The sequence below is a fragment of the Ruegeria sp. BHSA123 genome (assembly GCF_059613425.1).
Window position 1 is genome coordinate 1 of sequence record NZ_JBXWSL010000008.1, and the last position, 26,119, is coordinate 26,119.

A 26,119-nucleotide genomic window follows, 5' to 3' on the forward strand; every position below is an offset into this window, starting at 1 on the left:
ACGGCACCGTGGAACATGTGAAAACGCGAGACGGCCCGGAATCCAGTCGAGCCCAACAGTTTCAGGTGTTGCAGATTGCCCTGGCACCAACGCCGATCCCGCAACGCATGATCGATCAGTGTGGGGGGCGTTTCCTCGTAAGATCCCCGAATGCGCGGCAGGAACCGCACCGCCCATCCGGCACGGCGCAGCAATCCAGCCTCGACGAAATCGTGGCTCATGATCAGCTTATCCTGACCGTTGATCGCACGCATCTTGGGCAGTCCGGCACTGGTAGCGAAAGCCTTGGTGCGGATAATTGCGTTGTGGCCCCAATAATTACCCTCTTGCCCGCACCAACGCGCCAACCCTTCGGCAAAGGCGATGCCATAGACTCCATTGGCAAATTGTTGCATTCGGGCAAAAACCGATTGCGCGCCGATCAGTTGCGGATAGCTCTGAATCAGCCCGGCACCGGGATCACGCGCCAGCGCATCGGTCAGCCGGTGTATAGCGCGGCCGGTCATCAGGCTGTCCGCATCCAGAACCAGCATCGCGTCCCAGTCTGCGCCCCAGCGACTGACCCAGTCGGCGATGTTTCCCACCTTGCGGTCGGTGTTTTGCTCGCGACGGCGGTAATACAACTCCAGTCCTGGGGCGAGCGTGGTGCGCAGGGCTTCGACGCTGGCCTGTTCCTGTGCCGCGATTTCAGGATCGCGCGTGTCGGACAGGATGAACATGGCATAGTGATGCTGCCCACCGCGTGCCTGCAAATCTTCGAGCATGGTGCGGGCGTTGCCCAGCACGTTCCATGGCACTTCGTTGTATACCGGTGTCAAAAGGGCAACGCGCAGGGGCTGTGCTGTGCGTTTGCGCTGCGGACGATCCTGTCTCGACAGCGAAACCATACCCAGCAGAACGGTGCAGACCGTGAACGAAATCCAGAAGAAGTTGAACGAGATAAGCGCCAACAGGATGCCCTCGATCAGATTGATCCCCTGGGCGCTGAACCAGTCGCTCATGATCCACAGCAGGCCCAATGTCGCTACCATCGCCGGTGAAAACGCAAGCGCGCGCCAAAATCCAGTCGCGCCCATGTCTGTGCCCGACGGGGCATCGGCATCGTGGAACCCAACGCTGAAATTCTGCGTGGGCATCGCCAGAGGTGCCTCGGGCGGCATGATATGCAGATCGCGGTTCATATGGTCCATCGGTAAAGCCACACCTCAGAGGCAGGCTGTTTGTCTTTCAGCAGTTGCGCGCGCAACTCGACATGATCGCGCCCATCTGGCTGGAATGAAAACGCAAGACGCAATCCACCCGTATCCGGGTTGCGTTGCAGAACACCGTCCGAGGTTTCTGCATGAGGGGAATCCACGAAGACACTGATCGCCTCGATATCATCGAACAAATCGCTGCCTTCGAAATCGATGACAGCCAAACGCCCTTCACCGAAGGTGTTCTCGCCCATGGCAGTGTTGGTCACCCGTGGCATTGGAGTGCGCTGAGGCTCCTCACCCCATATCAGACGATAGGACAGGTCAACCCGACTGCCTGCTGCATAGGGTTCTGCCGGGCGCCAATAGGCAACGATGTTGTCGTAGATTTCCTGATCTGCCGGTATTTCGACCAAACTAACGGTGCCTTTGCCCCAGTCATTCTGAGGCTCGACCCACAGGCCCGGGCGTTTGTGATAATTCGCCTCAAGGTCGGCATAGTCCGAAAACTCGCGCTTGCGCTGCATCAGCCCGAAGCCGCGCGGGTTCTCGTCAACGAAGGAAGATATTTGCAGGCGGGTCGGGTTGGCCAGCGGACGCCACAACACCTCGCCCGCGCCATTGCGGATCAACAGCCCGTCGCTGTCATGGACGGCAGGGCGGAAATCGTCAAACCGGCTGTGGTTGGTCTGGTCGAACAGGAACATCGAGGTGCCCGGCGCGATACCCACATGAGGCAGGTCTTCGCGGGGAAAAAGCGTGGCCTCGACATCGATAACGCAATCTGCCCCCGCCGTGACATTGAAGCGATAGGCGCCAGTCACGCTCGGACTGTCCATCAACGCATGGACGACCATATTGCGATGGCCGGGTTTGGGGCGTTCCAGCCAGAAACGGATGAATTCAGGAAATTCCTCACCATCCGGTTCACCTGTTTTCAGGGCCAGACCGCGTGCTGACAAACCGTAGACCTCGTCCAGACCGATAGCGCGGAAATAGCTGGCACCCTGCCAGACGCAGAATTCATCCGTCTTGCCGGGGCGGTGCATCTCGGTCCGAAGGCGCAGGCCTGAAAAGCCCAGAGTCTCGTCGATGGGCAATTGTGGCACATCTTCAGATTTCTCGAACATCCCCAGATCGAAAACGACCGGTGTGGTCATGCCATTTTCGACCGTTTCCACCTTGACGGTCCGGGGGAAATACAGGCCCGGTGTGAAGAAATCGACGTTGAATGGTGTTTCGGTCTCGTACCACAAAGCCCGGTCCAGTCGGAATCGGATCGAGCGATACTGTTCGTAAGTCAGATCCTGCCATTCCTGAGGAACCATTTCACGTTCCGCATAAGGGCGGCTGGCCAGGTCGCGGGCCAATTCGACCACGTAGTCGCGGTCAAAGGGGACTGCGCCCCCGGATGCATAGGCCGATGGGGCAAAGGCCAAGGCTGTCGTCGAGACGAGGAATGCGCGACGGGTTAAATTCATCTCTTCAATTTCCAGGGTTGAGACTTGAACCAAGATGCCAGATAAGCCACGCCAATGATCATGGCAAAGCCAATCATATTGGCGACAAAGACGGTGGCAACATCCCGCCCAGTCTGATCAAGGGCAACGCCGATAAGTCGTGCTGCCGCCATGGAAAATACAAAGACTGCAAGGGATTGCTGACCGACTTTGGTGATGACTGTCAACAGGAACTGCCAGACGCGCGCGCCCATGCTGTGACCCGTCGCAATCAGGCGGTGACCATGTTCGCCTGCCGCGGCCCAACCCAGATAGGCCAATGACAGAAAATGGACATATCGCAGCGCGCCAAACTCGGTTTTGTCGCGCAATTCGTCAGTCAGTGGCCAGATCTTTCGGATCGCAGCGCCCAACTCAGGCGCAGCGGTATTGACCCAGAGGAAGACCTTCCAAGATCCAAACGGAGCTGACAGGATCAGGAACAAGGCAGCCGCCCAGACCAGAGATTTCGATACCGGTGGAGCGGGAATCCAGCCGCGCATCAAGGCAAATCCGGTGAAGAACAGCAATTGCCAGCCAAACGGGTTGAAAAACCATTGCCGATCCGACCACGGCTCGGCCGGAAGGGCCAGCGCGCCGGTCTGGGTGACACACCAGATTGCCACAGATGCAGCAGCCATCAGCCAGAAACTGATACGGTATAGCGCGATGTAGAGCGGCATCAGCGCCAGTACCACCAGATACATCGGCAAGATGTCAAAGTAGTTCGGTACATAAGTCAGCGTGAAGAGCCCCACCATCTGCGGGGCGGGATCATCGAAGAAATGCTGAAGGTTCAGCGACGAGACATAGGTTTTCTCGAACGCACCGGTCAGGTCCAGCGCTGCCATTGTCATGGCAACAAAGAAGAACAGGGCAATATGGGCCCAATAAACCTGCCAGATGCGATAGGCCACACGGGCTGTGCCCATCCACCAGCCCTTGTACAGGAACGCCCCGCCAAAGGCGATGGCCGAGGCCATGCCCGAACAGAACACGAAGATCTCGGTTGCATCTGAGTACCCAAAGCGCGCCGGGATCCAATTCGCCCAGGGATCATTGGGAATGTGGGCAATCAGGATGATGAACATCGCGATGCCGCGATAGAAATCCAGTCGCGGGTCACGCGTGCGGGCGGGGGTCGCAGCCGAGGCCGCGACGGGTGCAAAATCAGCAGCGGGCGATATGGTCGCCATACGGTCTCTGTCCTTCTTGGTCGTCTTGTTACTCGGCGGGGACGCTTTGCATGTCTCCGCCGTCGCGCGCCGCATCAATCAGGGCGCGGCGCGCAATGGCATAATTGTCTTCACCGCCGGCGCGTTTAGCACGGCGGTCATCCAGAATACGTTCGACGGCATCCAGACGCCCGGCACGCAGACCCGAGTCGATGGTAATGCGTTCAAATACATCACGTTGTGCGTGGCTTCCACCGGCCAGTTGCATTGAACCGCGCGCCGCCAACAAGTGATCAAATGCCGTGCCATAATGGCCGTCACCAAAGGCTTCAAGGCCCATGGCGGCCGCGACACCGGGATCGGCCATACGGCGGGTGGTGTCGTCATTGGCACGCGCTGCATCCTTGTTCATGCGGGTCAGCATCTTGGCGGTGGCGTCGGCGCGGTTGTCACCGGTCAGCGCCAGTAGATAGTGCAGATCGGCGAAGATCAGGCAGCCGTCTTCGGTGCGCGCAGCACTCAGGTCAGCCAGTTCTTCCCAGCGATTTCCGACATTTACGCCTTCAAGTTCAAGCCGCATCAGCAGCGAAGTTCCGTTCGAGATGTCGCGGTAATCGTCGGTTTTGTCCTTGCGGACGTGGTTGTCATACAGATCCATCACCTGATCAATCTGACCCAGATCCAGATGCATCAGAGCCTTATGCCACCAGACGTGATAGCGGAAGTTGTTGCAATGGGCCCAGGCCGCCTCGCGTCCGGCCAGCCAGTCAAGGCCCAGCTGCGCGTTGCCAGTCATTTCATGGACATGGGCCACCGCGTGCAGACCCCAGGCATCGTCGGACACCATCCAAAGCGCCTGACGTCCTGCAATTTCGGCCTTTTCGTAGGCTCCGGTTTCTTCCAGTGCGAAGGAATGGCAGCCCAGCAGATAGCCGCGACCGGGGTGATCGGGTTCATATGCTGGCATTACCCGTTCGATCGAACGGCGCATTCCATCCGGATCCCCCAGAACGAAACGGGTCGCATGGCTGAGTTTCATCGCCAACGTATCTTGTGGATGATCGCGCAGGACTGCTTCGAACTTTTGCACCGCCTGTGTCAGTTGGCCCGCCAGATACAGCCCCAATGCATCGACAAACAGCCGCTCGCGCGCCGAGACGGGCTGCCGGCTCATCGCAGCATTGGCAGCCGCCAAAGCCTCGACTGCAACCGCCATCATCTCACGCCGACCGAGAAGGGCCATGAACAGGCCTTTCACGGCATGACCCAAAGCAAAATCGGGCTCAAGCTCCAACACTTTGCCCAGATGTTGGGGTGTAGCCGCGGCATGCGCCATAAACCCAAGCAGAACACCATTCCAGGCTTCGACAGCTTCCGGCTGCGCCAAGGTGTTCATCTGTCCAAAAACGTCTTGTTTCATACTTGGGTCCAATCTGATTGCGGTATTTGACACTGTTTGATGTAACAGAGTGTGCGAGAGCGGCGTATCAGTATCGACCCCGCTCTCGAATTGGTGAAATGTCGTGTGTAAGAAAGTCGAAAAAATCCGCCGATTCAAAGGCATGTTTCAGCAACTTGCCGCCTAGTTGTGCAAGTGTTTCAATCGTCGAACGGGTTTTCAGCGCTTAACACCCAGTAAGTATCGGCCCCGCAGGTGGGTGGCGCGCTGCGATATGTTACAGGCGTGCGTGACAAGTTCAGGGGATTCCCGATCAGGTTCACGATACCGGGCTGGGCCTGCATCGAAATCTGCATTTTTCGTGCTGCCACCTGTTCCGTATCAAAAACCTGATCCAGCGTCTGGACCGGTCCTACGGGCACTTTCACGGCTTCAAGACCGGAAATTACTGATCGTGTATCCAGACCTTGGACAGCGGGCCGAAGAACGGCGTTTAGCGCATCACGGTGTTCCAGTCGCGCCGGGTTGGTCACGAATCTGGGGTCGTCGGCAAGTTCGGGTTGTCCCAGGAAACCGCACAGCTTTCTGAACTGGCCATCATTTCCAACCGCCAGAATGACATGCCCATCGGATGTCTCGTAGACGTCATAAGGCACGATGTTGGGGTGCCCGTTTCCACGGCGCTGCGGAACGTTGCCAGAAGTCAGGTAATTGACGCCCTCGTTGATCAGCCACGCGATCTGAGAATCAACAAGTGCCAGATCGACCTGTTGACCTTCACCGGTCAGGTCGCGGTGGCGCAGCGCGGCCAGAATGCCAACGCTTGCATACATTCCGCACATCACATCAGCGATGCCGACCCCCACTTTCGTCGGCGCGCCTTCCGGGTCGCCGGTCAGGGACATGATCCCGCCATAGCCCTGTGCCATCAGGTCATAGCCGGGTTTGCTGGCATTTGGCCCGGTTTGGCCGTAGCCTGAGATCGAGCAGTAAACGAGGCTAGGGAATTCCTGCGACAGGGTTGCATAGTCCAGCCCGTATTTCGCGAGACCGCCAGGTTTGAAATTCTCAATCAGAATATCCGCGTGTGAGGCCAGCCGCCGTACTTCCGCCTGACCTTTCTCGGTTGCGATATCCAGGGCCACAGATTTTTTGTTTCGGTTCGCTGACATGAAATAGGCGCTCAGGTCCGAACGGTTGCCATCGGCATCGGTGACATAGGGCGGACCCCATTGCCGTGTGTCGTCGCCCCCGGTGGCAGGGTTCTCGATCTTGATGACACTTGCGCCCAGATCACCCAGCAACTGCGTGCAGGTTGGCCCGGCCAGAATACGGCTGAGGTCCAGAACTTTGACGCCCTTCAGCGGGCCCTCAGATGCGGCCATCGTATCCTCCACGGTCGATTTCAGCGGCGATGACAGTAAATGTCTCGGCCTTTACAGCAGCTTCAAGTGCTGCACGCAACTCTGCCCGGTTGCGGACAGTGTGGCCGTTTCCACCAAATGCACGGCCCATGGCGGCGAAGTCATGGTGGCCGAAATCCACGCCATTCTTGCCCATCTGCCGCTGCCGCTGTTTCAACTCGATAAGGGCAAGGCTGGCATCTACGAAGACAAGAAAGATCGGATTGCCGCCCATTTCAGCTGCCGTCGACAATTCCCCGGCGACCATCAGAAGCCCGGCATCACCCGAAAAGCTGATCACCGGGCGGTCGGGCTCGGCCAGTTTCAGACCAATGGCCATTGGGACAGCACAGCCCATGGTGCAGAGCGCCGAGGATTGGATCAGCCCACGTTCTTCGCTGCATTCCCACATCTGGCTCAGCAGAATGCGATGCGCGCCGCTGTCAGCGGTTGCGAGTGTTTCGGGGGGCAGGGTAGTGCGCGTTTCGGCGATGACAGCGGCGGGTCCCCAGTCCTCATCGGTGGGAAAGGCCAATGCCAGTGCGGTTTTGACCTGCGCGGGCTCACCACCCGGCCATGTCGTGCGGGCGGGGTTTCCCTTGGCAATGGCCTCAAGCGTCTCGCCCGTGTCGGCCACCAGATTAAGACCCGCCTGATGCATGTAGTGGTCATTGATCACCGCTGATATGTCGATGACGCGCTTTTCTTCGGGGTCCCAGATTTCGCGCCAGCCGGGGCGCATTTCGATCGGGTCATACCCCAGACACAGCACCAGATCGGCTTGTTCGACCAATGGGACAAGGTGCTTGTCTGCCAAAGGCGACAGGCCAGCGCCGCCCAAACACAATGGGTGATCTTCGGGAACAACACCCTTGGCCTTGTAGGTGGTCACAAATGGAATTCCGAAATGTTCCAAAAACGCCTGCACCACACTGCGCGAGTCGTCATAGAGGACATCGAGACCAATAATGGCGATTGGGCGCTCGGCCTCAGCCACCCAGCGCCGGGCCTTTTCAAGGCATTCGCCATTGGGGCTGACGGGCGCGACCTTGGCCAGACGGCGGCGTTTCACGCCCGTCACTGGCGTATCGGCGACCGAGATCGGAACATCGATATGGACCGGGCCCGGTCGCGGCTGTGTGGCAAGCGACACAGCCTTGTCTGCGACGATATCCGCGCCCTTGGCCGTCAGTGTGAACGTGCCCTTGGTGATGGAACGGTAAACCTGGCTGTGATCCATGACCTGATGAGTATAGGTCAGCGCCTCGTCCGCATCGACGCAACCGGTCAGAACGATCATCGGAACACGGTCCTGCAACGCATTGGCCACCACATTGATGCCGTTCATCGCGCCCGGACCCAAAGTGGCGACCAGAATCGCAGGCGCGCCGTCGCGGTGATGCACGGCCTCGGCCATGAATCCGGCCGAGTTTTCATGTTTTGTCAGATGAAAGGTGATGCCCGCCTTTTCAAGCGCATCCACCAGTGTCAGGACCTCACCCCCCGGCATTCCAAAGGCGTGGCGGCACCCCGCTTCATACAGGCGTTGGGCCAGAAGATCGGCGGCGCGCGGCGTGGGGTCCTGCATCAGTCATGCTCCGAGATAACCGTTTCGAAGCAGATTGCGGAGGACGCCACCAGACGCAAGGCGGATCACGTCAGTGTGACTATTTGACTGCGTCTTCAGCGACAGATTGAAAGGTTTTATCAAGTTCTGCAGCAATGTCCTGCAAAGCTTGTCCGCCTTCCGCCATGTAAGGGTCAAACACGAAACTGGGGGTCTTGTAAGACAGGGTTGCGGTTCCGTCCTCGTTCTCGGTGACATAGAAACGGATCGGTGCTTCGATCATTGCATTGGTAGAGGTTTCCAGCACCCTTACCGCGTAATCGTTGTTGAACGCGCCAATAACCAGATTGCCCGGAATGGTGATTCCGCGCGCCGCAGCTGCCTTGGTGGGGCCGGCCTGCGTGACCACTATCAATCCGTTGTCCTTGATCGCAGCCTTGGTTGCATCGACCAGTTCCGAATAGGTTTTGTCCGCAGGAAACACGGCCCAACCGGCTGGGGCGTCTTGTGCCCAAACGGGTAAAGTGATCAGGCAGAGCAAGGGAATGAGGGCTTTCATTGTCACGTCTCCTGTATTGAGGTGCAACCTGTGTGCCAGACCTTACCGTCCCGCGACATCACAAACCCGTGTTCATGTGCCCGTGCGGTTTTTCCGGCGCGTCTTTAACAGGTAGATATCCATGATCCAGCCATGTTCGGCGCGGGCCTTCGCCCGGGTCTCAAGGATGTTCTGCGCGACTTCATCCAGCGGGCCACTGATCAGAACCTCTTCTTTCATACCCACATAGGCGCCCCACCAGATGTCATAATCTGCCAAATCAAGGGTTTGGAACGAGCATTCGCCATCCAGCATCACCGCGACGTTCGAGGCCGCATCGGGCCAGCCTTCGTCCCGGATACGACGACCGGTTGTGACAACGTAGGGCGCGCCCAGATCATTGATGGGAATCACATGGGCAGCGGTCAGCGCCTGCAACGCGGTGATGCCGGGGATAACCTTGGTATCGGGTTGCGGGTTCAACCGGGCAGCGATACGCAATGAGCTGTCATAGAGGGACGGATCCCCCCAGATCAGCAACGCGACATGCTGCGCCTCTGGATGAGCGGCAATGGCCGCTTGCCAGCGCAGGGCGATGGCGTCGTGCCATTCATCGACACCGCGCAGGTAGCCATCGTCGGCCCGGCGCTGGGGAATATCGAAATAGGCGATCTGTGGCGGCGTTTCGGCGACACGCTCAATGATCGCTTCACGTAGCCCGGCCAGATCAGCCTTGTTTTCCCCTTTGCGTGGAATCAGGATCAAATCCGCCGCCCGGATCGCCTGCGCGCCCTGAAACGTTACATGATCCGGATTGCCGGTGCCGATGCCGATCAGGCTCAGATCAATCATCGTCGAACTCCGCCAGCGGGCCGTAAAGAATCAGTGCCGGTGCTTTGCCGATCTCGGTTTTCAGCTGCTCTGCCAGCGCGCCAATCGTGGCGCGTTGCAGTTTTTGGTCGGGGGTTGAGACGGATTCGGCCATAAGCGCCGGAGTATCCAAAGGCAAACCTTGAGTGTGCAGGGCTTCGACGAGCAAGGGGAAGGTGCGTTTGCCCATGAAAACGACGGTGGTGGCCTGCGGATCGGCCAGCGCCTTGAGGTTCAGGTCGTCGGGCAACTCACCACTGACGTCATGGCCGGTCACGAACTGAACCCGCCGGGCCGTAAGCCGACGCGTCAATGGAATGCCTGCGGCCGCTGCCGCTGCCACTGCTGAGGGGACGCCGGGAATGATCTCATAGGCGATACCGGCTACGCGCAGGGCGACAAGCTCTTCCTCAAGCCGTCCGAACATACCGCCGTCTCCGGATTTCAGGCGCACCACATGCTGACCGGATTGCGCGTAATCCACCAGCAACCGGCTGACATGGTCCTGCTTGGGTGACGGACGACCGGCCCGCTTTCCGACACCAACCAGATCCGCATCGTCGCGCGCATGGCTCAGGATCGGGCCGCTGCTGAGATCGTCGAACAAGATCGCGTCGGCCTTTTGCATCCGGTCCACCGCCTTGAGCGTCAGCAGTTCCGGATCTCCGGGGCCAGAGCCGATGAAAGAGACAAAGCCACTCATGCCGACGCCTCCGCAATCAGGTGAAAGAACGTGCCAGTGACATTGCCACGCAGTGATCCGGTTTGCGGGCCTTCTTCCCCTTCGGCGTCAAACACGCGTGCCAATGGGGCGTCCGGTTGGTCCACGATCGAGGAATAATGGAACTCGTGTCCGCGCAAGGCCGAGCCTTTGGCAAAGCCGGGCATAGGGGCCAGAAGGGCGGCCTTTCTATAACCAAGGTTGAACTTGCGCTTCTGATAAGATGTGACAAGGCCCAGCAAACCAGCCATTTCGTGGTGCACGCCGTCCTTGTCGATCAGCGCCTGACCAAGCGCCATGTAGCCGCCGCATTCTCCGTGCACCGGTTTTGTTTCCGCGTGTTTACGCAAACCACTCAGAAAGGTGGTGGCCGCTGCCAATGTTCCGGCGTGCAATTCGGGATACCCGCCGGGCAGCCAGACCAGATCGGCATCCGCCGCCGGAGGTTCGTCTGCCAAGGGTGAAAAAGGCAAGATCTCGGCACCCGCTTCGTGCCACCCTTGCAAAAGGTGGGGATAGGTAAAGGAAAAGGCGGCATCACGGGCCAGCGCGATCCGCTGGGCCGGGGGCCGCGGCAGTGCGGCTGACGAAGGTCCGCTGGGGCCTGAGGAAGCTGCCCGCTTGATTGCGTCAAGGTCCACATGTTCTCGTAAAAACGCAGCATAGCCTACAATGGCGCTTTCCAGATCGGGGTGTTCGACCGCCTGAATAAGTCCCAGATGCCGCTCTGGCAGGGTCAAATCACCACGGCGGGGCAGCACGCCCAGAACAGGCAGGCCCGCGCGCTCCATTCCCAGACGGGTCAGGCGTTCGTGGCGGGGGCTGGCGCATCGGTTCAGGATCACTCCGGCAAAGGGCAGATCGGGATTGTACATCCTGAACCCCAGCGCCGTTGCCGCCGCTGATTGTGCCTGCCCGCCCACATCCAGCACAAGCACAACGGGCCAGCCCATGCGCAGGGCGGTCTCGGCGCTCGATCCTTGCCCGACTTCGCCAGGCTTTGCGACACCGTCGAACAAACCCATCGAGCCCTCGGCCACCACAATGTCAGCGCCTTCGGCCTGAGCAGAAATTGCACTGAGCAGGGGATCTGCCATCGCCCAGCTGTCCAAATTGAACGAAGCCCGCCCGGCAGCTGCCCGGTGAAAGGCGGGATCGATATAATCCGGCCCGCTTTTAAAGGGTTGCACGGTCAGGCCATCTTCGGCCAGCGCGCGCAAAAGGCCCAGCATGACTGTCGTCTTGCCAGTACCCGAAGAGGGTGCTGAAATCAGAATACCCGGAGGGTTAGTCATCACCATGGCTCCAGCTTGACCAAGGGCTGTCGGCACTTTGCGGGCGATAGCGGCGGTCGTAATCTCTGGAATAAAGACAGCTTTCCTCAAAACCCTCACCGGCCAGCGCGGGGCCGACCATGATCAAAGCCGTGCGCGAGATGCTTTCATCCAGCGACCCTTTCAGGGTTTCCAGCGTTGCGCGGATGATCTGTTCATCCGGCCAGCTTGCGCGATACACAACGGCCACCGGGCAGTCCGGGCCATAAGCCGGGGTCAGGTCTGCAATAACCTTGTCCAGATTGCCGATTGACAGATGAATGGCCAGTGTCGCGCCGGTACGGGCAAAATTAACCAGGGTTTCACCTTCGGGCATGGATGACGCGCGCCCCGGAGTTCTGGTCAGAACCACCGACTGCGCTAGTCCCGGCAGGGTTAGTTCGGTGCCCAGGGCCGCTGCGGCGGCGGCAAAGGATGGCACGCCAGGGGTGACGCTGACCGGAATGCCCACTTCTTTCAGGCGTCGGATTTGTTCGCCCATCGCTGACCAGACTGACAAATCGCCCGAATGCAGCCGTGCCACATCCTGACCCGCTTTATGCGCGACTTCGATCTCGGCCATGATCTGGTCCAGATCCATGGGCGCAGTGTTGATGATTTTTGCGTCTTTGGGGCAGTGGCTCAGAATTTCCTCGGGCACCAGCGATCCGGCATAAAGGCACACGGGACACGAGGCGATGATGTCGCGCCCACGCAATGTCAACAGGTCTGCAGCGCCCGGTCCGGCGCCGATGAAATGAACGGTCATGTTTGTCCTCCGATGGCGATGGCGCAGGTGGCCAGCCGGTCGTCCGAAATATGTCTGGGTGAAAGCAGTCGCGCGCCGGACCCGGCGGCGGCAAGGGCCGATGCTTCGGCAACGCTGCCGGTGCCATAAGCGGCACGGCTGCGGTTCGAGCATGTCAGGGTGCGTTGTCCGGCCAAATCGGCAGCCGCCACGAAATGCAGCGGAAGAGCAAGGCTTTCCGCAAAGGCCACCAGCGCAGAGTGGCCGTTTTTGTCAGCGACCGTCGCCAGAGCTTGGACATCATGGCTGGCCGCTGCCGCGTCATAGGCGGCGCGCAAACTGTCTGCCGTCGCGTCGGATGAGAAGCCCAAGCCTGCCACGATCATAACGTCACGCTCCACTGGACGACCGGATAGGCAGATTTCCAGCCGCGCCGCGGTCCGAGCGGTGCAGAATGAGCCAGTTCGATCCGCAACAGGTCTCCGCCCAGGTCTTGGTGCCATCGCGCCAACAGGGCTTCGCTTTCCAGCGTTACCGCGTTGGCGACCATCCGGGTGCCAGCGGGCAGGGCGTCGCGAAGCCACGCCAGCAGGCTGGCGCTTAGCCCACCGCCGATGAAAACCACATCCGGCAGTGGCAAACCGGCCAGCGCTTCGGGTGCTGTGCCGTGGACAACCTGTAACCGATCCTGCCCCAGCGCGTCGGCATTGCGGCGAATGCGTTCGGCCCTGTCGGCGCGGGGTTCGATACTGGCGGCGGTCAGGGTCGGGTCGCACATCAGCCATTCAATACTGATCGAGCCGGTGCCACCGCCAATGTCCCACAGATGTTCGCCCCGCTGCGGTGCCAGTGCGGACAGGGTCAGTGCCCGGATCGGGCGTTTGGTGATCTGGCCGTCGGTTTCAAATAGATCATCCGGCTTGCCCGAGGCCTTGGACAGTCCCTGCCCAGTGCCGGTCACTTCCAACCCGACGCAGACAGGATGATCGAAGGTTCCCAGCAGAGCTTCGGTCAGGCTCACTGTCTGGATGCTTTCCCGCGGGCCGCCGAGGGCCTGCATCACATGCAACGCGCTGTCGGCAAAACCGGTTTCGCTCAGATATGTCGCCAGTTCAGCAACCGCCTTGCCGTCACGCAAAAGCACAATGGCATGAAGATCCGGGGCCAGATGCGGCCGCAATCGGGTCAAAGGCGCAGCGTGCAGGCCGAACGTCGGCGTGCTTTCCAAAGGCCAGCCCAGCCGCGCGGCGGCCAGCGAAAACGTGGACTGGCCGGGCAGGGCGGTCCACTCTTTGGCATCGAAGTTACGCGCGATGACGGACCCTGCGCCAAACCAGAACGGATCACCTGACGCCAGAACCACCGTCTGCCGTCCGCGCAGGCCTTTCAGGATCGGCAATCCGTCCGAGAACGGCACCGGCCATTCGACCCGTTCAGCCTCGTTTTCCGGCAGCAGCGACAGGTGACGAGGCGGCCCCATGATCACTTCGGCCCGGTCCAGCACTTGACGGCTTGCAGGCGACAGGCCATCAAGCCCATCTTCGCCCAATCCCAAAACGGTCAGCCACGGAGACTCAGACATGCCCAACCTCCTGATTCTTGGCGGCACGACCGAGGCCAACGCTTTGGCCAAAGCTGTTGCGGAACAAGGGATTACGGCTGTGTATTCTTATGCGGGACGGGTGGAAACCCCGCGTCCGCAGCCGTTGCCGGTGCGAGTTGGCGGGTTTGGCGGCCCGGAAGGTCTGGCCCACTACATCCGTGAAAACGCGATCACCCATGTCGTGGATGCGACCCATCCATTTGCGGCGCAGATGAGCCGGAACGCGATTGAGGCGTGTCACACAACTCAGGTTCCACTGGCCGCCTTGACCCGCGCGGCGTGGAAGCCGCAACCCGGCGATGTCTGGCACCGCGTGCCCGATATCCCTGCCGCCGTCGATGCGCTTGCAGGTGATCCTCAGCGTGTGTTCCTGGCTGTCGGACGTATGCATCTTGAAGACTTTGCTGCCCAGCCCCAGCACCACTACCTGCTGCGTCTGGTGGACGAACCCGACAGCTTGCCCTTGCCTCTGGCGCAGATTGTCGTGGCCCGGGGTCCTTTTGCAGAAGCCGATGACCGCGCACTGATGCAGCAACATAGGACGCAACTTGTGGTGTCCAAGAACGCGGGCGGCTCGGGCGCGCGCGCCAAGCTGGACGCAGCGCGGGCGCTGGGCCTGCCAGTGCTTATGATCGACCGCCCGGTGCTTCCCAAGCGGACCGAGCTTTCGACTGTCGCACAGGTTCTGGACTGGCTGTCTCATCCCTGATCCTCGACCGGGGTGAAGCGTGGCGTATAGACGATCGGCGTGCCATTGCGTTCGATGACGCGAGTGCGCGAGGAGCCAACAATTACCACGGTCTGCATATCCGCCATCTCGGGCGTGGCCTCGGCCAGTGTGGAAATCCGGATCGCCTCATCCGCTCGTGACACGGCGCGCGCAAACAGGATCACCCGCTTGGGCTCGCATTCTTCGCGCAGGATTTCCAATGTCTTTACAAAACCTTCCGGGCGTGACTTCGAGCGGGGGTTGTAGAATGCCATCGAGAAATCGGCCTGCGCAGCCAAGCGCAGGCGTTTTTCGATCAGCGACCAGGGCTTTAGGTTGTCGCTAAGGTTGATGGCGCAGAAATCATGCCCCATCGGAGCGCCTGCGCGGGCAGATGCGGCCAGCATCGCGGTGATCCCCGGCAGCACATCTATCTGAATGTCACGCCATTCTGTTGGGCCATTCTCCAACGCTTCGAACACAGCTGCAGCCATAGCAAACACACCGGGATCGCCCGAGGACACAACAACCACCCGCCTGCCGTCGGCGGCCATTTGCAGCGCGTGTTGCGAGCGGTCGATTTCAACCCGGTTGTCACTGGCGTGCAGGGTCAGGCCGGGGCGGTCGGCCACGCGGGCCACATAAGGGATATAGCCCACCACATCAGTGGCGTCGGCCAAAGCCGCTGTAACTTCGGGGGTGACCTGCGCTTCGTTGCCCGGACCAAGGCCTGCGATCTTGACCCAGCCGCTCATGGTCGGCGCCCCTGACCATGAACAACGATTATCGAGAAATACGGGGTGATCTTCTCGCAGGCCTCAGACAGTTTTGTCACCGTCTGGTTCGGCATTTGCGCGTATTCGACAATCCATGCGCGGTCGTACAACCCGGAGGTTTTCAGTGCGCGTTTCACCTTGTCGATGTTCCGCCCGATCTTCATCACGACCAAAGCATCTGTCTTCGCCATGCGTTCAGCCAGAACCTCCTCGGGCAGGGTGCCGACCAGAACGGTCAGCACATCATCCCCCCAGGTGATCGGATCGCCGGTGGCCGTCCATGCACCGGACATACCGGTGATGGCTGGTACAACCTCGACCGGAGCTTCGTCACGCAACCGATTGTAAAGATGCATGAACGAGCCGTAGAAAAACGGATCGCCCTCACACAGTACCACCACATCCTCACCCTGTTCCGACAGCGTCTTCAGGTGTGCTGTGCACTCTTCATAGAACGCGGCCAGCAACTCGTTATAACGCGGATCAGTGACCGGGATTTCGGTGGTCACCGGGTATTCCATCGGGAATTCAATCGCGCCTTCGGGGATCATCCCGTTGACGATTTTGCGGGCCTGACCGCTGCGACCCGGTTTGCGAAAGAATGCCACGTGTTTGGCGTTGCGAAGAAGGCGATCGGCCCGGACACTCATCAGATCAGGGTCACCGGGGCCAAGGCCCACGCCGTATATGGTACCCATTTTCATTCCGCCCGGCTTGCGATGGCGTTGATGGCTGCAACGGTGATGGCGCTGCCACCCAGACGGCCTTTGACAATGCAGGAGGGGACGGGTTGCGCCTGCCACAACGCGTCTTTGGATTCCATCGCTCCGACAAATCCGACCGGGCAGCCGATGATCGCTGCAGGGCGCGGGCAATCCGGGTCTTCCAGCATGTTCAGCAAGTGAAACAGCGCGGTGGGCGCGTTTCCAATGGCGACCAGAGCACCTTCCAGATGCGGACGCCAGAGTTCCAGCGCAGCGGCAGAACGGGTGTTGCTCATCTCGGCGGCCAGAGGGCGCACGCGTTCGTCATGCAGGGTGCAGATCACCTGGTTGTCGGCAGGCAGACGGAAGCGGGTCACACCTTCGCTGACCATGCGCGCGTCACACAGGATCGCCGCGCCGTTTTCCAGCGCCGTGCGTGCAGTCTGCACAAATCCGGGTGAGAAATGTACAAACTCCTCCAGCCCGACCATGCCGGCGGCGTGGATCATCCGAACGGCGACCTGCTCTTCATCGGCATCAAAGCGGGTCAGATCAGCCTCGGACCGGATGGTGGCAAAGCTTTCCTTGTAGATCGCCGCGCCATCAGTTTCGTAAGTGTAGGGCATCAGGTGAAGTCCATGGTCATGAGTGTTTCGGGGGCGAGCCCGCGTTGGCAGGGCTCATCCCCTGCGCGGCCCTGTTTGACAAGATCAAATCGCCCGTTGTTGCCGACCACTGTGATCTCGGCCGGGCCCATATGGGCGCATCCCTTGGCGCAGCCCGAGACATGCAGGCGACCGGGAATGCGCCGGGCCAATGCACGGGCGATGTCGCGGGTTTCCACCTGCGCTTGCGGGCAGAACGGCGCGCCGGGGCAGGCGTCGGTTGTCATCATCGGATCGGCTCCGTCCATGACGAAATCCGGGGAGGGTATCGCCGCCCCGCCTTCCAGCAGGATCAGCCGCCACGGGGTGACACGCAGGGCAGAAGCGCCGCTGGCTTCGATCAGTTCACAAAGCTTGCGCGCAGGCAGCGAGCCGAATGCCGCGCCGTAGAGAGAACCCAGTTCACAGGGGCCGGGTTGCAGTTTTTCACCGATAGGACCGGGGGCAAATCCCTGCCAATCCTGTGGCAGCGCGTAGGCGACCCGCGCCATGCGGCGTGTCTCGGCCGTATAGGTCTGGGCAAACCAACGGGCCAGCGCGATCACGTGGTCGATGGCGTCGCCTTCGGCCACACACCGCCCGGTTTTGCAGCCGTCGGCGCGCAGGATCAGACCGTCAGCACCCAGTTCCAGACGAATATCTGCGGAATCCGAGGCCAACAGGCGCGTCGGGCCTGTATCTATGGCAAAACCGAACTTAGCGGGCAGAGCAGGCAGTTCCGCCAGTCGATCGATCAATTCCTGCGTCAGCCGCGCGGTCAAATCGCCCGCCTGATAGAGCGGAGTGACCAGAATATTGCGGCGTACTTCGATGCCGGGTTCCGCATCAAGCAAGTCCAGCGCCGCAAGTTCCACAAGCAACGGCTGGTGGTCGCGCTCATCCACGCCGCGCAGTTGCAGGTTGGCACGATTGGTCAGGTCAATGGTGCCGTTGCCGAACCGTTCAGCCAATTCGCACAAGCCAATAGCCTGCCTGGCATTCAGTCGCGCCAGGCGCGGACGGACCCGCACGACCAGCCCGTCGCCTGACATCATCGGGCGATGCGCGCCGGGACACCAGCCTTGAACGATAGGTGCACTCATCTCAAACCCTCCAAATCGGCCCGGATCGAATTCCGGCGCGTGTTCCAAAGCCCCGCTTCCAGCAATGCACGGAACCTGTCTTGCATGGCCTGATGTGCCTTCGGGTTGGTCTCTTGCAGAAAGGTATCAACGGCCTCATTACCCAATGTGGCTTCGTGATAGAGATCAAACAGATGCGGAGCGACAGTGCCGGACAGATGCGCGAAAGAGGCCATGTGATCCAGCGTCGCAGCAATCTCGGCGGCGCCGCGAAAACCATGGCGCTGCATCCCCGCAATCCAGCCGGGGTTGGCAGCGCGGGCATGAACGACGCGGCTGATTTCTTCCGGCAGAGTCCGGGCGCGCGGATTATCTGGGTTGGTGTTGTCCAGATGGTAAAGCTGAGCGGTGCCCCCAGCGACCTTTTTGGCGGCGGCAAAACCGGCTTCATGCGTGGCATAGTCGTTGGCCAGCAGCAGGTCAGTTTCCGTCAGATCCTGGAGGTGAACAAAACTGTCGGCATTGGCGACACGATCCGTGATTCCCGCTTTGTCCTGCGCGATGTGTTCACCTTCCAGCGCGTACGAGCTGGCCTCAAGCCATGCCTCCCCGGCTTGGGCGCGCGCCTCGTCCGTATAGGTCTCGGACAGATGGGTCATGTTCAGGCCGTAACTGCCGGGTGCCGGGCCAAACACCCGCGTAGCCGGGGCGTGACCGGCATAGGGGTTCCAGTCGGTCGCTTCATCACGCTCTGACAAAGCCCGAACCGCCTGACCATAAAGGGCTGACAATGTGGGGAACACATCGCGAAACAAGCCCGAAACCCGCAGGGTGACGTCCAGACGCGGGCGGCTCAGGTCGGTGATGGGTAAAACTTCGATACCCGAAACCCGCTCGGATCCCTTGTCCCAAACCGGCTTTACACCCAGCAGGTGCAGGGCCATGGCGAATTCTTCGCCCGCAGTGCGCATGGTGGCCGATCCCCACAGATCGACAATCAGCCCTTTCGGGTAATCACCTTCCTCCTGCAAGTGCCGCCGTACCAGTTCCTCGGCCAGTTTCACGCCTTGCGTGTAAGCTGCGCGGGTGGGCACAGATCGCGGATCGGTGGTGTAAAGGTTTCGCCCGGTCGGCAGCACGTCAAAGCGGCCCCGATAGGGCGAGCCGGACGGGCCAGCCTCGATCCTCTTGCCGGCCAGCGCATTGATCAGGGCCTTGCGTTCGGCATGGGCGGATGGGGCTGGGTCGAAACTGCCGGTCACGTCCGGTACACGCCCATAGACGTGCAGCCCGTCGCCGAACTGACTTTCTTTGATATCGCAGACAAAGCGGTCAATGCGCGTGATTGCTTCGGCGGTGCTGGTGGCCTGATCCAGACCCAGATCGTTCTCCAGTCCAATGGCCTGTGCTTCTTCCCGGATATCTTCCTGCAGCCGGTCGCGGCGTCTGGGGTCAAGACCGTCCGCGTTTGAAAATTCGTCCAGCAGGGCTTCCAGCCGCACCATCCGGTCAGGCGTTCCGCTTTCTTTCATGGGAGGCGGGATGTGGCCCAGGGTCACCGCGCCGATCCGGCGTTTGGCCTGCGCGGCCTCGCCCGGGTCGTTGACGATGAACGGGTAGATCACCGGCAGGTCACGGATCAGTGCCTCGGGCCAACAGTTTGCCGATAGGGCGACTGATTTGCCGGGCAGCCATTCCAGCGTGCCATGCGCACCGATATGGATCAGCGCATCCGCTCCAAGACCTTTGCGCAGCCACAAATAGAAGGCGACATAGCTATGGCGCGGGGTGCGCGAAAGGTCGTGATAGTCGTCATCGCGCAGCTCGGGTGTTCCGCGTTCTGGTTGCAGTGCGACCAGTGCCTTGCCGCGTCGCAAAGCCGTGAAGTGAAACGCGTCATGAGCGAAAATTGGGTCTTGCTCGGGATCGCCCCATACGGTGTGCAGATCGGTGCGCAGGGTCTCGGGCAATTCAGCGAGTGCACTCAGATAATCCTCAAGCGGCCACGATACCCGGGCGTCCAAGAGTGTGTCGGCAATCGGTTCGGCAGCCGTGATGTCGTAGCCTTCACCGTGAAGATCAGACAGCATCGCTTCGGCTGAGGCCAACGCGTCGAGACCGACCGCATGGGCCATCTGCCAGTCTTTGCCTGGATATGTGGACAGTACCAACGCGGGGATCTGGTCTGCCTTGGGTTTGTCATTCAGGGCGAGCCAGCCCGATACCCGGTCGATGATCGCCTCGATCCGGTCCGGCTCGGCCCGATGCGCAAAACGCGAGTATTCCAGATGCGGATCGCGCTTGCCCGGCTCTTTGAAGGAGGCAATGCCTGCTGATATTCGCCCGTCCACTTCGGGTAATACCACATGCATGGCGAGGTCGGCAGGCGACAGGCCGCGTTCGGCCTCGGCCCAAGCCTTGCGTCGCGAGGTGGCGAGGGCGACCTGAAACACCGGCACATCCGCTGCGTCCAAAGGCGACGTGCCAGACGCGCCCTTTCCCGAGAATGAAGTGGCGTTGATGATGGCCGATGGTCTCAGGGCAACGACCTGTTCCCTGAGCCAGTCGGCAGCGGCCGGGGCCTTGAGCGACGGGGCGAACAAACCCACCGCCTGGAGCCCGCGGGCGCGCAAGCTGCGGATCAGGGCCGCGACCGGGGCTGTGTCTGCTGATGTCAGATAAGCACGGTAGAAGGTTACGAGAATGCGTTTAGCATCGTTCTCGAACGCGGAATCCACCGGGATGACACCCTGTTCCGGGCACCACGCACCGCATTCGGGCAGGGTTTTCGCGCCCATCACCGGGCCGGCATAAAGCCCTGCTGCTAACGCCATCTGGGCCAATGCGGCCTGCGCGGCGACTTCTCCGCCGGTATCACACAGATGTGCCAGCCGCCGCAGGGTCGAGAGGGGCAGGGTCGAATACTCATCCAACCGAGTGTCTTCTCGCCCATCCGCCGGTAGAACGGCCAGCGCGATGCCTTTGGCCTGCGCCAGTGCCAGAACCTGTTGCAGCCCGTAAGACCAATAGGGCACGCCGCCGATCAGACGGATCAGGATGCCCTTTGCGCCTTCAAGTGTCTGTTCAACATAGGTGTCGACGGACAGGGGGTGTTTCAATGCAGCAAGATTGGCCAGCCGCATCGTGGGCATCCGCCCCTCAGGTCCGCCGCCGCGATGCCAGCCCTCCGCGAAAGCGCCCAGGTCACTGTCGGAAAAGGACAGTACAACCAGATCGGCCGGGCTTTGGCCCAGATCGGTTGGGGTCTCGGTTTCCTCGAGCCCGTGGCTTTCGCGAAAGACGACGTGCATGACTTACTCGGCAACCTCGGTCACACCCACTAGGATATCACGGATCTCAGCCTCTTTGATGTCGTCATGTTCGGCAATGACGACCAGGCGCGAGCGGCGCACCTCACCGGGTTCCCACGGGCGGTCGTATTGGTGACGAACCCGTGCGCCGACAGCCTGAACCAGCAGGCGCATCGGTTTGCCTGTGACGGCGGCATAGCCTTTGACGCGCAGGATATTCAGCTCAGTTGCCAGACGTTCAATCCTGGCAACCAGTTCCGCCGGGTCGGTCTGTTCCGGCAACTCGACGATGATGCTTTCGAAATCGTCATGCTCATGATCGTGATGGCCATCGTGATGTGACGGGCGCGCGTCCATGTCATCTTCGGCGGCAGCCTCAAGGCCAAGCACGACGCGTACGTCGACGACACCCTCGGCAACCTCGACGACAGGAAGCGGGCGCGGCGCCTCAGCGGCGATGATCTGTTTAGCTTTCGCGACACCTTCGGGACCTGCCAGATCGGGCTTGGTCAGCAGGATGATATCCGCGCACGAGATCTGATCCTCGAACACCTCGGACAAGGGTGTTTCGTGGTCGATCGAGTCATCAGCCAGCCGTTGGGCATCCACCGCTTCAACGTTCGGAGCAAAGCGACCGGCGGCCACGGCCTCGGCATCGGCCAGCGCAATAACGCCATCAACGGTAATTTTCGAACGGATATCAGGCCAATCAAACGCTTTCAGCAGCGGTTTGGGCAGTGCAAGGCCGGATGTTTCGATCAAAATGTGATCCGGGCGCGGTTCCAGCGCCATCAGCGCCTCGATGGTCGGGATGAAATCGTCGGCCACGGTGCAGCAGATGCAGCCGTTTGCCAGTTCCATGATGTTTTCCGCAGGGCATTCCGGAATCGCGCAGGACTTCAGGATGTCGCCATCAACACCCACATCGCCAAACTCGTTAACAACAATCGCAAGGCGCTTGCCCTGCGGGTTCTGCATCAGATGGCGCACCAGCGTGGTTTTGCCCGAGCCCAGAAAGCCGGTGATCACAGTGACGGGGAGTTTTTCAAGGTTCGACATGATCTCAGGCTCCAATCGGGGGAATGCGCGAGGCGCAGTTTTTGCGGAAATGTTCAGGACGGTCGCGCCATTTCACCAGACCATCGCCTGTGGCCAGATACTTAGTCGCGCCATCGATGATGACATCGACGTGATCGATTTCGTTCAGATTCTCGTAAACAAAGGTCCAGCGATCCGGCCCGCCCCGAAGAACGATGGAACAGCCCTGATCGCAGTTCGAAAGGCATTCGACCGGTTTCAGAATGATGCCATCCGGCAAGGCAGCCTGTTCCAGGGCCTTGTGCAACAATGTGCCGGGTCGCTCAGCGTCATCCTCGACGGGCAGACCCCGGCGGCAAGTCGTGCAGACCAGTAGCTCTACCGGTGCGTTCTCGGTCATGTCTCTCATCCCCCCAAATCCTCTTCGCGGGGGACGGGGTTTCATGCGGGCACCACGTCTGCACATGGACCCGACACCGGAACACCCCGCCCGGTTTCAACTTCGGGTGTTGGCAGGTCTCCCGGCTTGCGGATGCCAGAGCGGTCGCTCTGTCGGATGTCCCGCCTTCCCGGCACAGGCCAGTGGCATTGGGCATCCTCTCCGGTCACGGTCGCGGGGGCGGCTGCGTTTGGCGGATGAACCGTTGACGCATTCCCTTTTCATCGGCTGTCGCCGACACCAACGACAGGGACATGCGGCACCGCTGACCCGCTTGTCAAGCGGTTCGCGCGCAACAAATAAGCCAAGGAGAAAAAAGCGACCTGTAGGCGTCGTTCGGCGGCATGAAGAATGTGTTCGGTATGTGGTCGCATGACGGGAAAACGACGAACTTGGAGATGCGTCATATGAAAGTGGGATTTATCGGTCTGGGTAACGTAGGCGGCAAGCTTTCGGGATCCCTTTTGCGCAACGGCATTGATCTGACTGTGCATGACCTGAACGCGGATCTGGTGGCCGAGTTTGTCGCCAAAGGTGCAAAGGCGGCTGAGGGGCCCGCCCAGTTGATGCGCGATTGCGATGCGGTGATCACCTGTCTGCCGTCTCCGGCAGCATCGGATGCAGTGATGCAGGAGATGTTGCCCGAAGTGGGCCCCGGCAAGATCTGGATGGAGATGTCGACCACGGACGAGGCCGAAGTCAAACGCCTGGGAGCCGAAGTCATATCGCGCGGCGGTGCGGCCGTCGATTGCCCGGTTTCTGGCGGGTGCCACCGTGCCGCGACGGGCAATATCTCGATCTTTGCGGGCTGTGACCGGGAAACGTTTGAACGAATTCTGCCGTTCCTGACGACAATGGGTCGTCGGGTTTTGCACACCGGCGAACTGGGCTCGGCCTCGGTGCTGAAAGTGATGACCAATTATCTTGCCACCGCCAACCTGATCACCTGCGCCGAAGCACTGGTTACGGCAAAGGCTGCGGGGATGGATCTGAACACGACCTATGAGGCGATCAAAATCTCGTCCGGCACGTCCTTCGTGCACGAAACCGAAAGTCAGGTCATCTTGAACGGGTCGCGCGATATTTCCTTCACCATGGATCTGGTGAAGAAGGATATCGGTCTGTTTCAGGAGGTCGCCGACCGCGCCGGGGTGCCGCTGGAAATAAACCCGGTGATGATCAACATCTTTAACGATGGTATCGCACGCTATGGCGAACGCGAGCTTTCACCAAATATTATCAAGCGGCTGGAAGAGGCAACCGGCCTGGATATCACCGCCCCGGGCTTCCCTGCCGAAATGACGGATGATGAGCCGGAGGAGCCGGGATACGAGGTTGTGCCACAAGGGCGCGCCTGAACGTAAAGCACATACCAGACAAAATCTCGCCCCTTGAACGAGCAGGGGTAGGCAGGTGTTCCGAAAAACACGCCATATCTGGCCCGCAATTCGACAGAATCGCGGGCCTTGAACGTCTTGAAATACCGAGCGTCGCACGCGTGTACTGCGGGGTTAAGTCAGCGATTTGGATGTTGTTGGAGGCGAGTACCACTTGAGAACCGCTGTCGCGATTCGTATCATTTCGTTTTAATTTCAATGGCCTGGTCGATTTTACTTGTTCCATTTCGTCGCATGAAATAGCCATGGGTTGCATCCGTTTGGGCGGGTAGGAATGGGGTTGGAATCCCCAGGTCGAGTTCGATTCCCTGATCGAACAGAGGGCGCAAGTATTGCCAAAACGTGCCAGAGAGCTCGGATCTCTCGAAGTGAAACGGCTGACGCGCGCCGGCGTACACGCAGTGGGCGGCGTGGCCGGGCTTGCATTGCAGATAACCGGCACTGGCGGGCGATCCTGGGTCTTTCGCTACAGGCACAACGGTCGGCAATGGGAAGGTGCTGTTGTCAAGGGGCTCGATGCAAACTCGGAACCTCAAAAGTCGTTCGACAAATCTTTCATCTACAAACAAGTCGCACGCCTCGGCCGGGCTGTCGGACCTGAAGTAAGACAAGACCAACTAAACTCGTGGCTTAGTTTCAGCGAGGTCACCTAAATCGAAATCAAGATTTCCTCTGGGTATTGGCCCGTTCTCGTTGAAACGGGAACAAATCACATGCAAATCAAATTTCGTGAATGAAATAAATTTCAAATAACAAAATTAATACCGAAAGTGTTTGACGCCTCCTTCGCGGCGACCTTAAAAGTGGAGATGCAATAAACATCATCTAGTGAAATATCTTGCGATTCAGGTGAGGAGGAACAAGGCACCTCAACAGCAAGAGCTTTCTGCAGGGAGGAAATCTATGAAGTACAGTGGATTAAACACATTCTTCGCATCCGCCGCATTGGCAGTTGCTGGAATCACTGCCGAGTCGACGCAGGCCGAAGGCATCATGTGTGAACCCGGCGAGACTTATGTTATGAACGTCATGGTTTCGGGCCATCCCTATTGGGTTCCGGTTTATCAGGGCTTCAAGCAAGCGGCCAATGCGTTTGGTTGCGATACTGTTTTCTCAGGAACGCCTGACTATGACATCACCAAGCAGATCGCCTCGTTCGAGCAGGATCTGGTAAAGTCGCCAGCGGGTGTTTTGCTGCATCCGATGCAATCCGATCCTTTCATCGAGCCAATCAATCGCGCCATCGACGGCGGCACTGAGATTGTGACATTCGCCGCCGACAGCCCGAATTCCAAGCGTACCGGCTATATCACGTCGGACAACCATGCCGAAGCGAAGTTCGCTGCCGAAGAGATTGTTAAACAAGTGGGTGACAGCGCCGAATATGCGGTTCTTGAGAACCCGGGCCAGTCGAACCATGACCTGCGCGTGACGGCTCTAATCGCGTATATGGAGGCGAACTATCCAAACATGAAGCTGGTCGGTCGTCAGGCCACGAACCAGGACAGCAATGCGGCCTATCGTGCGACGGCTTCGATCATTCAGGCCAACCCGAATGTGGCGGCGATCTGGATCCCCGAAGCCGGCTCGGCGGAAGGTGCGGTTGCAGCCAAGCTGGAAGCCAATTCGGATATCTTGATTATGCATGCGGACGTGACGCCCACGACCTTGGAGCATATTCGCGCGGGCAACATCCACATGTCTCTGAACCCCAACCAGGGCGTGCAAGGCTTCATGGGCTTCATGGCAGTGCATCTGGCCAACCGGTCGGGTGTATTCGATCCGTTCAATGACTGGAGAACCAGCGGCTTCAACCCGGTTCAGATCCCGTTCATGGACAATGGCTTTGCGGTCATCACCAAAGACAATGCCGACAGCTTTGATCTGAACGTCTACATGGAAGGCCGCGACCCGGCCTGATCGGGAAACTCCCCGTCGAGCCGCCCGTGCAGTTCCGATTTTCACGGGCGGTTCCAGCAACAAATAA

General features: G+C 59.8%; 24 protein-coding genes and 1 riboswitch. Of the genes, 3 read left to right on the top strand and 21 right to left on the bottom strand.

The features are described from left to right. The 13 genes from mdoH to cbiE all read right to left on the bottom strand — a co-directional run. Positions 1-1,181: glucans biosynthesis glucosyltransferase MdoH (gene mdoH / locus AC2FNC_RS06215; RefSeq protein ID WP_496714870.1), on the bottom strand; the 1,181-nt coding region annotated here is incomplete at its 3' end. Further along, on the bottom strand, positions 1,178-2,677 hold the full coding sequence (locus AC2FNC_RS06220; protein WP_480517650.1) for an OpgD/OpgG family glucan biosynthesis protein: 1,500 nt from the start codon (positions 2,675-2,677) through the stop codon (positions 1,178-1,180). The genes mdoH and AC2FNC_RS06220, both read right to left, overlap by 4 nt. Continuing rightward, entirely contained in the window at positions 2,674-3,891 is a 1,218-nt protein-coding gene (locus AC2FNC_RS06225; RefSeq protein WP_480517648.1) for an OpgC family protein, read from the bottom strand. The genes AC2FNC_RS06220 and AC2FNC_RS06225 overlap by 4 nt, the downstream gene beginning before the upstream one ends. 28 nt (positions 3,892-3,919) lie before the next feature. Continuing rightward, positions 3,920-5,290: a tetratricopeptide repeat protein gene (locus tag AC2FNC_RS06230; RefSeq protein WP_480473515.1), complete on the bottom strand. Its 1,371-nt coding sequence runs from the start codon at positions 5,288-5,290 to the stop codon at positions 3,920-3,922. A 179-nt stretch (positions 5,291-5,469) separates the two neighbouring features. Beyond that, positions 5,470-6,654, bottom strand: coding sequence for a CaiB/BaiF CoA transferase family protein (locus AC2FNC_RS06235; protein ID WP_496714826.1), 1,185 nt, complete (start codon positions 6,652-6,654; stop codon positions 5,470-5,472). Next, positions 6,641-8,260: a thiamine pyrophosphate-binding protein gene (locus tag AC2FNC_RS06240; RefSeq protein ID WP_480553853.1), complete on the bottom strand. Its 1,620-nt coding sequence runs from the start codon at positions 8,258-8,260 to the stop codon at positions 6,641-6,643. The genes AC2FNC_RS06235 and AC2FNC_RS06240 overlap by 14 nt, the downstream gene beginning before the upstream one ends. 79 nt (positions 8,261-8,339) lie before the next feature. Continuing rightward, on the bottom strand, positions 8,340-8,798 hold the full coding sequence (locus AC2FNC_RS06245; protein ID WP_480603098.1) for a DUF302 domain-containing protein: 459 nt from the start codon (positions 8,796-8,798) through the stop codon (positions 8,340-8,342). Between the two features lie 72 nt (positions 8,799-8,870). Then, entirely contained in the window at positions 8,871-9,629 is a 759-nt protein-coding gene (cobF, locus tag AC2FNC_RS06250) for a precorrin-6A synthase (deacetylating) (RefSeq protein ID WP_480492891.1), read from the bottom strand. Then, entirely contained in the window at positions 9,622-10,350 is a 729-nt protein-coding gene (gene cobA, locus AC2FNC_RS06255; RefSeq protein WP_496714827.1) for a uroporphyrinogen-III C-methyltransferase, read from the bottom strand. Before cobA ends, cobF begins: the two co-directional genes overlap by 8 nt. Continuing rightward, positions 10,347-11,669 (bottom strand): cobyrinic acid a,c-diamide synthase CobB, encoded by a 1,323-nt coding sequence (locus AC2FNC_RS06260; protein WP_496714828.1) that lies wholly within the window; start codon positions 11,667-11,669, stop codon positions 10,347-10,349. The genes cobA and AC2FNC_RS06260 overlap by 4 nt, the downstream gene beginning before the upstream one ends. After that, positions 11,656-12,450, bottom strand: a complete 795-nt coding sequence (cobM, locus tag AC2FNC_RS06265; protein ID WP_480603102.1) for a precorrin-4 C(11)-methyltransferase — start codon at positions 12,448-12,450, stop codon at positions 11,656-11,658. The genes AC2FNC_RS06260 and cobM overlap by 14 nt, the downstream gene beginning before the upstream one ends. Continuing rightward, positions 12,447-12,815: a cobalamin biosynthesis protein gene (locus AC2FNC_RS06270; protein WP_480476793.1), complete on the bottom strand. Its 369-nt coding sequence runs from the start codon at positions 12,813-12,815 to the stop codon at positions 12,447-12,449. Before AC2FNC_RS06270 ends, cobM begins: the two co-directional genes overlap by 4 nt. Then, the gene (cbiE, locus tag AC2FNC_RS06275; protein ID WP_496714829.1) at positions 12,812-14,011 is read right to left on the bottom strand and encodes a precorrin-6y C5,15-methyltransferase (decarboxylating) subunit CbiE; all 1,200 of its coding nucleotides are present in this window, start codon (positions 14,009-14,011) and stop codon (positions 12,812-12,814) included. Before cbiE ends, AC2FNC_RS06270 begins: the two co-directional genes overlap by 4 nt. Here cbiE and AC2FNC_RS06280 point away from each other — a divergent pair. After that, positions 14,010-14,741 (top strand): cobalt-precorrin-6A reductase, encoded by a 732-nt coding sequence (locus AC2FNC_RS06280; protein ID WP_480625039.1) that lies wholly within the window; start codon positions 14,010-14,012, stop codon positions 14,739-14,741. The two genes, cbiE and AC2FNC_RS06280, sit on opposite strands and share 2 nt — an antisense overlap. On the opposite strand, the gene cobJ is transcribed toward AC2FNC_RS06280, so the two are convergent. Genes cobJ through AC2FNC_RS06315 form a run of 7 tightly spaced genes read right to left on the bottom strand, consistent with a single transcriptional unit; the run spans position 14,732 to position 22,696 of the window. Beyond that, entirely contained in the window at positions 14,732-15,496 is a 765-nt protein-coding gene (cobJ, locus tag AC2FNC_RS06285) for a precorrin-3B C(17)-methyltransferase (RefSeq protein ID WP_496714830.1), read from the bottom strand. The genes AC2FNC_RS06280 and cobJ overlap by 10 nt on opposite strands. Next, positions 15,493-16,221, bottom strand: coding sequence for a precorrin-2 C(20)-methyltransferase (locus AC2FNC_RS06290; protein ID WP_480473500.1), 729 nt, complete (start codon positions 16,219-16,221; stop codon positions 15,493-15,495). The genes cobJ and AC2FNC_RS06290 overlap by 4 nt, the downstream gene beginning before the upstream one ends. After that, positions 16,218-16,847: a precorrin-8X methylmutase gene (locus tag AC2FNC_RS06295; protein WP_480504570.1), complete on the bottom strand. Its 630-nt coding sequence runs from the start codon at positions 16,845-16,847 to the stop codon at positions 16,218-16,220. Before AC2FNC_RS06295 ends, AC2FNC_RS06290 begins: the two co-directional genes overlap by 4 nt. Further along, positions 16,847-17,968 (bottom strand): ferredoxin-like domain-containing protein, encoded by a 1,122-nt coding sequence (locus AC2FNC_RS06300; RefSeq protein WP_496714831.1) that lies wholly within the window; start codon positions 17,966-17,968, stop codon positions 16,847-16,849. Before AC2FNC_RS06300 ends, AC2FNC_RS06295 begins: the two co-directional genes overlap by 1 nt. Beyond that, positions 17,965-21,258 carry a cobaltochelatase subunit CobN gene (gene cobN / locus AC2FNC_RS06305; RefSeq protein WP_496714832.1) on the bottom strand — a complete coding sequence of 1,098 codons (3,294 nt, stop codon included), beginning with the start codon at positions 21,256-21,258 and terminating at the stop codon, positions 17,965-17,967. Before cobN ends, AC2FNC_RS06300 begins: the two co-directional genes overlap by 4 nt. Before the next feature lie 3 nt (positions 21,259-21,261). Beyond that, positions 21,262-22,317, bottom strand: coding sequence for a cobalamin biosynthesis protein CobW (gene cobW, locus AC2FNC_RS06310; protein ID WP_480517620.1), 1,056 nt, complete (start codon positions 22,315-22,317; stop codon positions 21,262-21,264). Between the two features lie 4 nt (positions 22,318-22,321). Then, complete coding sequence (locus AC2FNC_RS06315) at positions 22,322-22,696, bottom strand: DUF1636 family protein (protein ID WP_480967969.1); 375 nt, start codon at positions 22,694-22,696, stop codon at positions 22,322-22,324. A 94-nt stretch (positions 22,697-22,790) separates the two neighbouring features. Beyond that, a riboswitch (cobalamin riboswitch) is annotated at positions 22,791-22,995 on the bottom strand. 102 nt (positions 22,996-23,097) lie between these two features. Here AC2FNC_RS06315 and AC2FNC_RS06320 point away from each other — a divergent pair. Next, on the top strand, positions 23,098-24,093 hold the full coding sequence (locus tag AC2FNC_RS06320; protein WP_480517776.1) for an NAD(P)-dependent oxidoreductase: 996 nt from the start codon (positions 23,098-23,100) through the stop codon (positions 24,091-24,093). Positions 24,094-24,311: 218 nt separating this feature from the next. On the opposite strand, the gene AC2FNC_RS06325 is transcribed toward AC2FNC_RS06320, so the two are convergent. Then, entirely contained in the window at positions 24,312-24,701 is a 390-nt protein-coding gene (locus AC2FNC_RS06325; RefSeq protein ID WP_496714833.1) for a hypothetical protein, read from the bottom strand. A gap of 334 nt (positions 24,702-25,035) precedes the next feature. Between AC2FNC_RS06325 and AC2FNC_RS06330 the strand changes: the two genes are divergently transcribed. Continuing rightward, on the top strand, positions 25,036-26,052 hold the full coding sequence (locus AC2FNC_RS06330) for a substrate-binding domain-containing protein (RefSeq protein WP_496714834.1): 1,017 nt from the start codon (positions 25,036-25,038) through the stop codon (positions 26,050-26,052). The last annotated feature ends 67 nt before the right edge of the window (positions 26,053-26,119 follow it).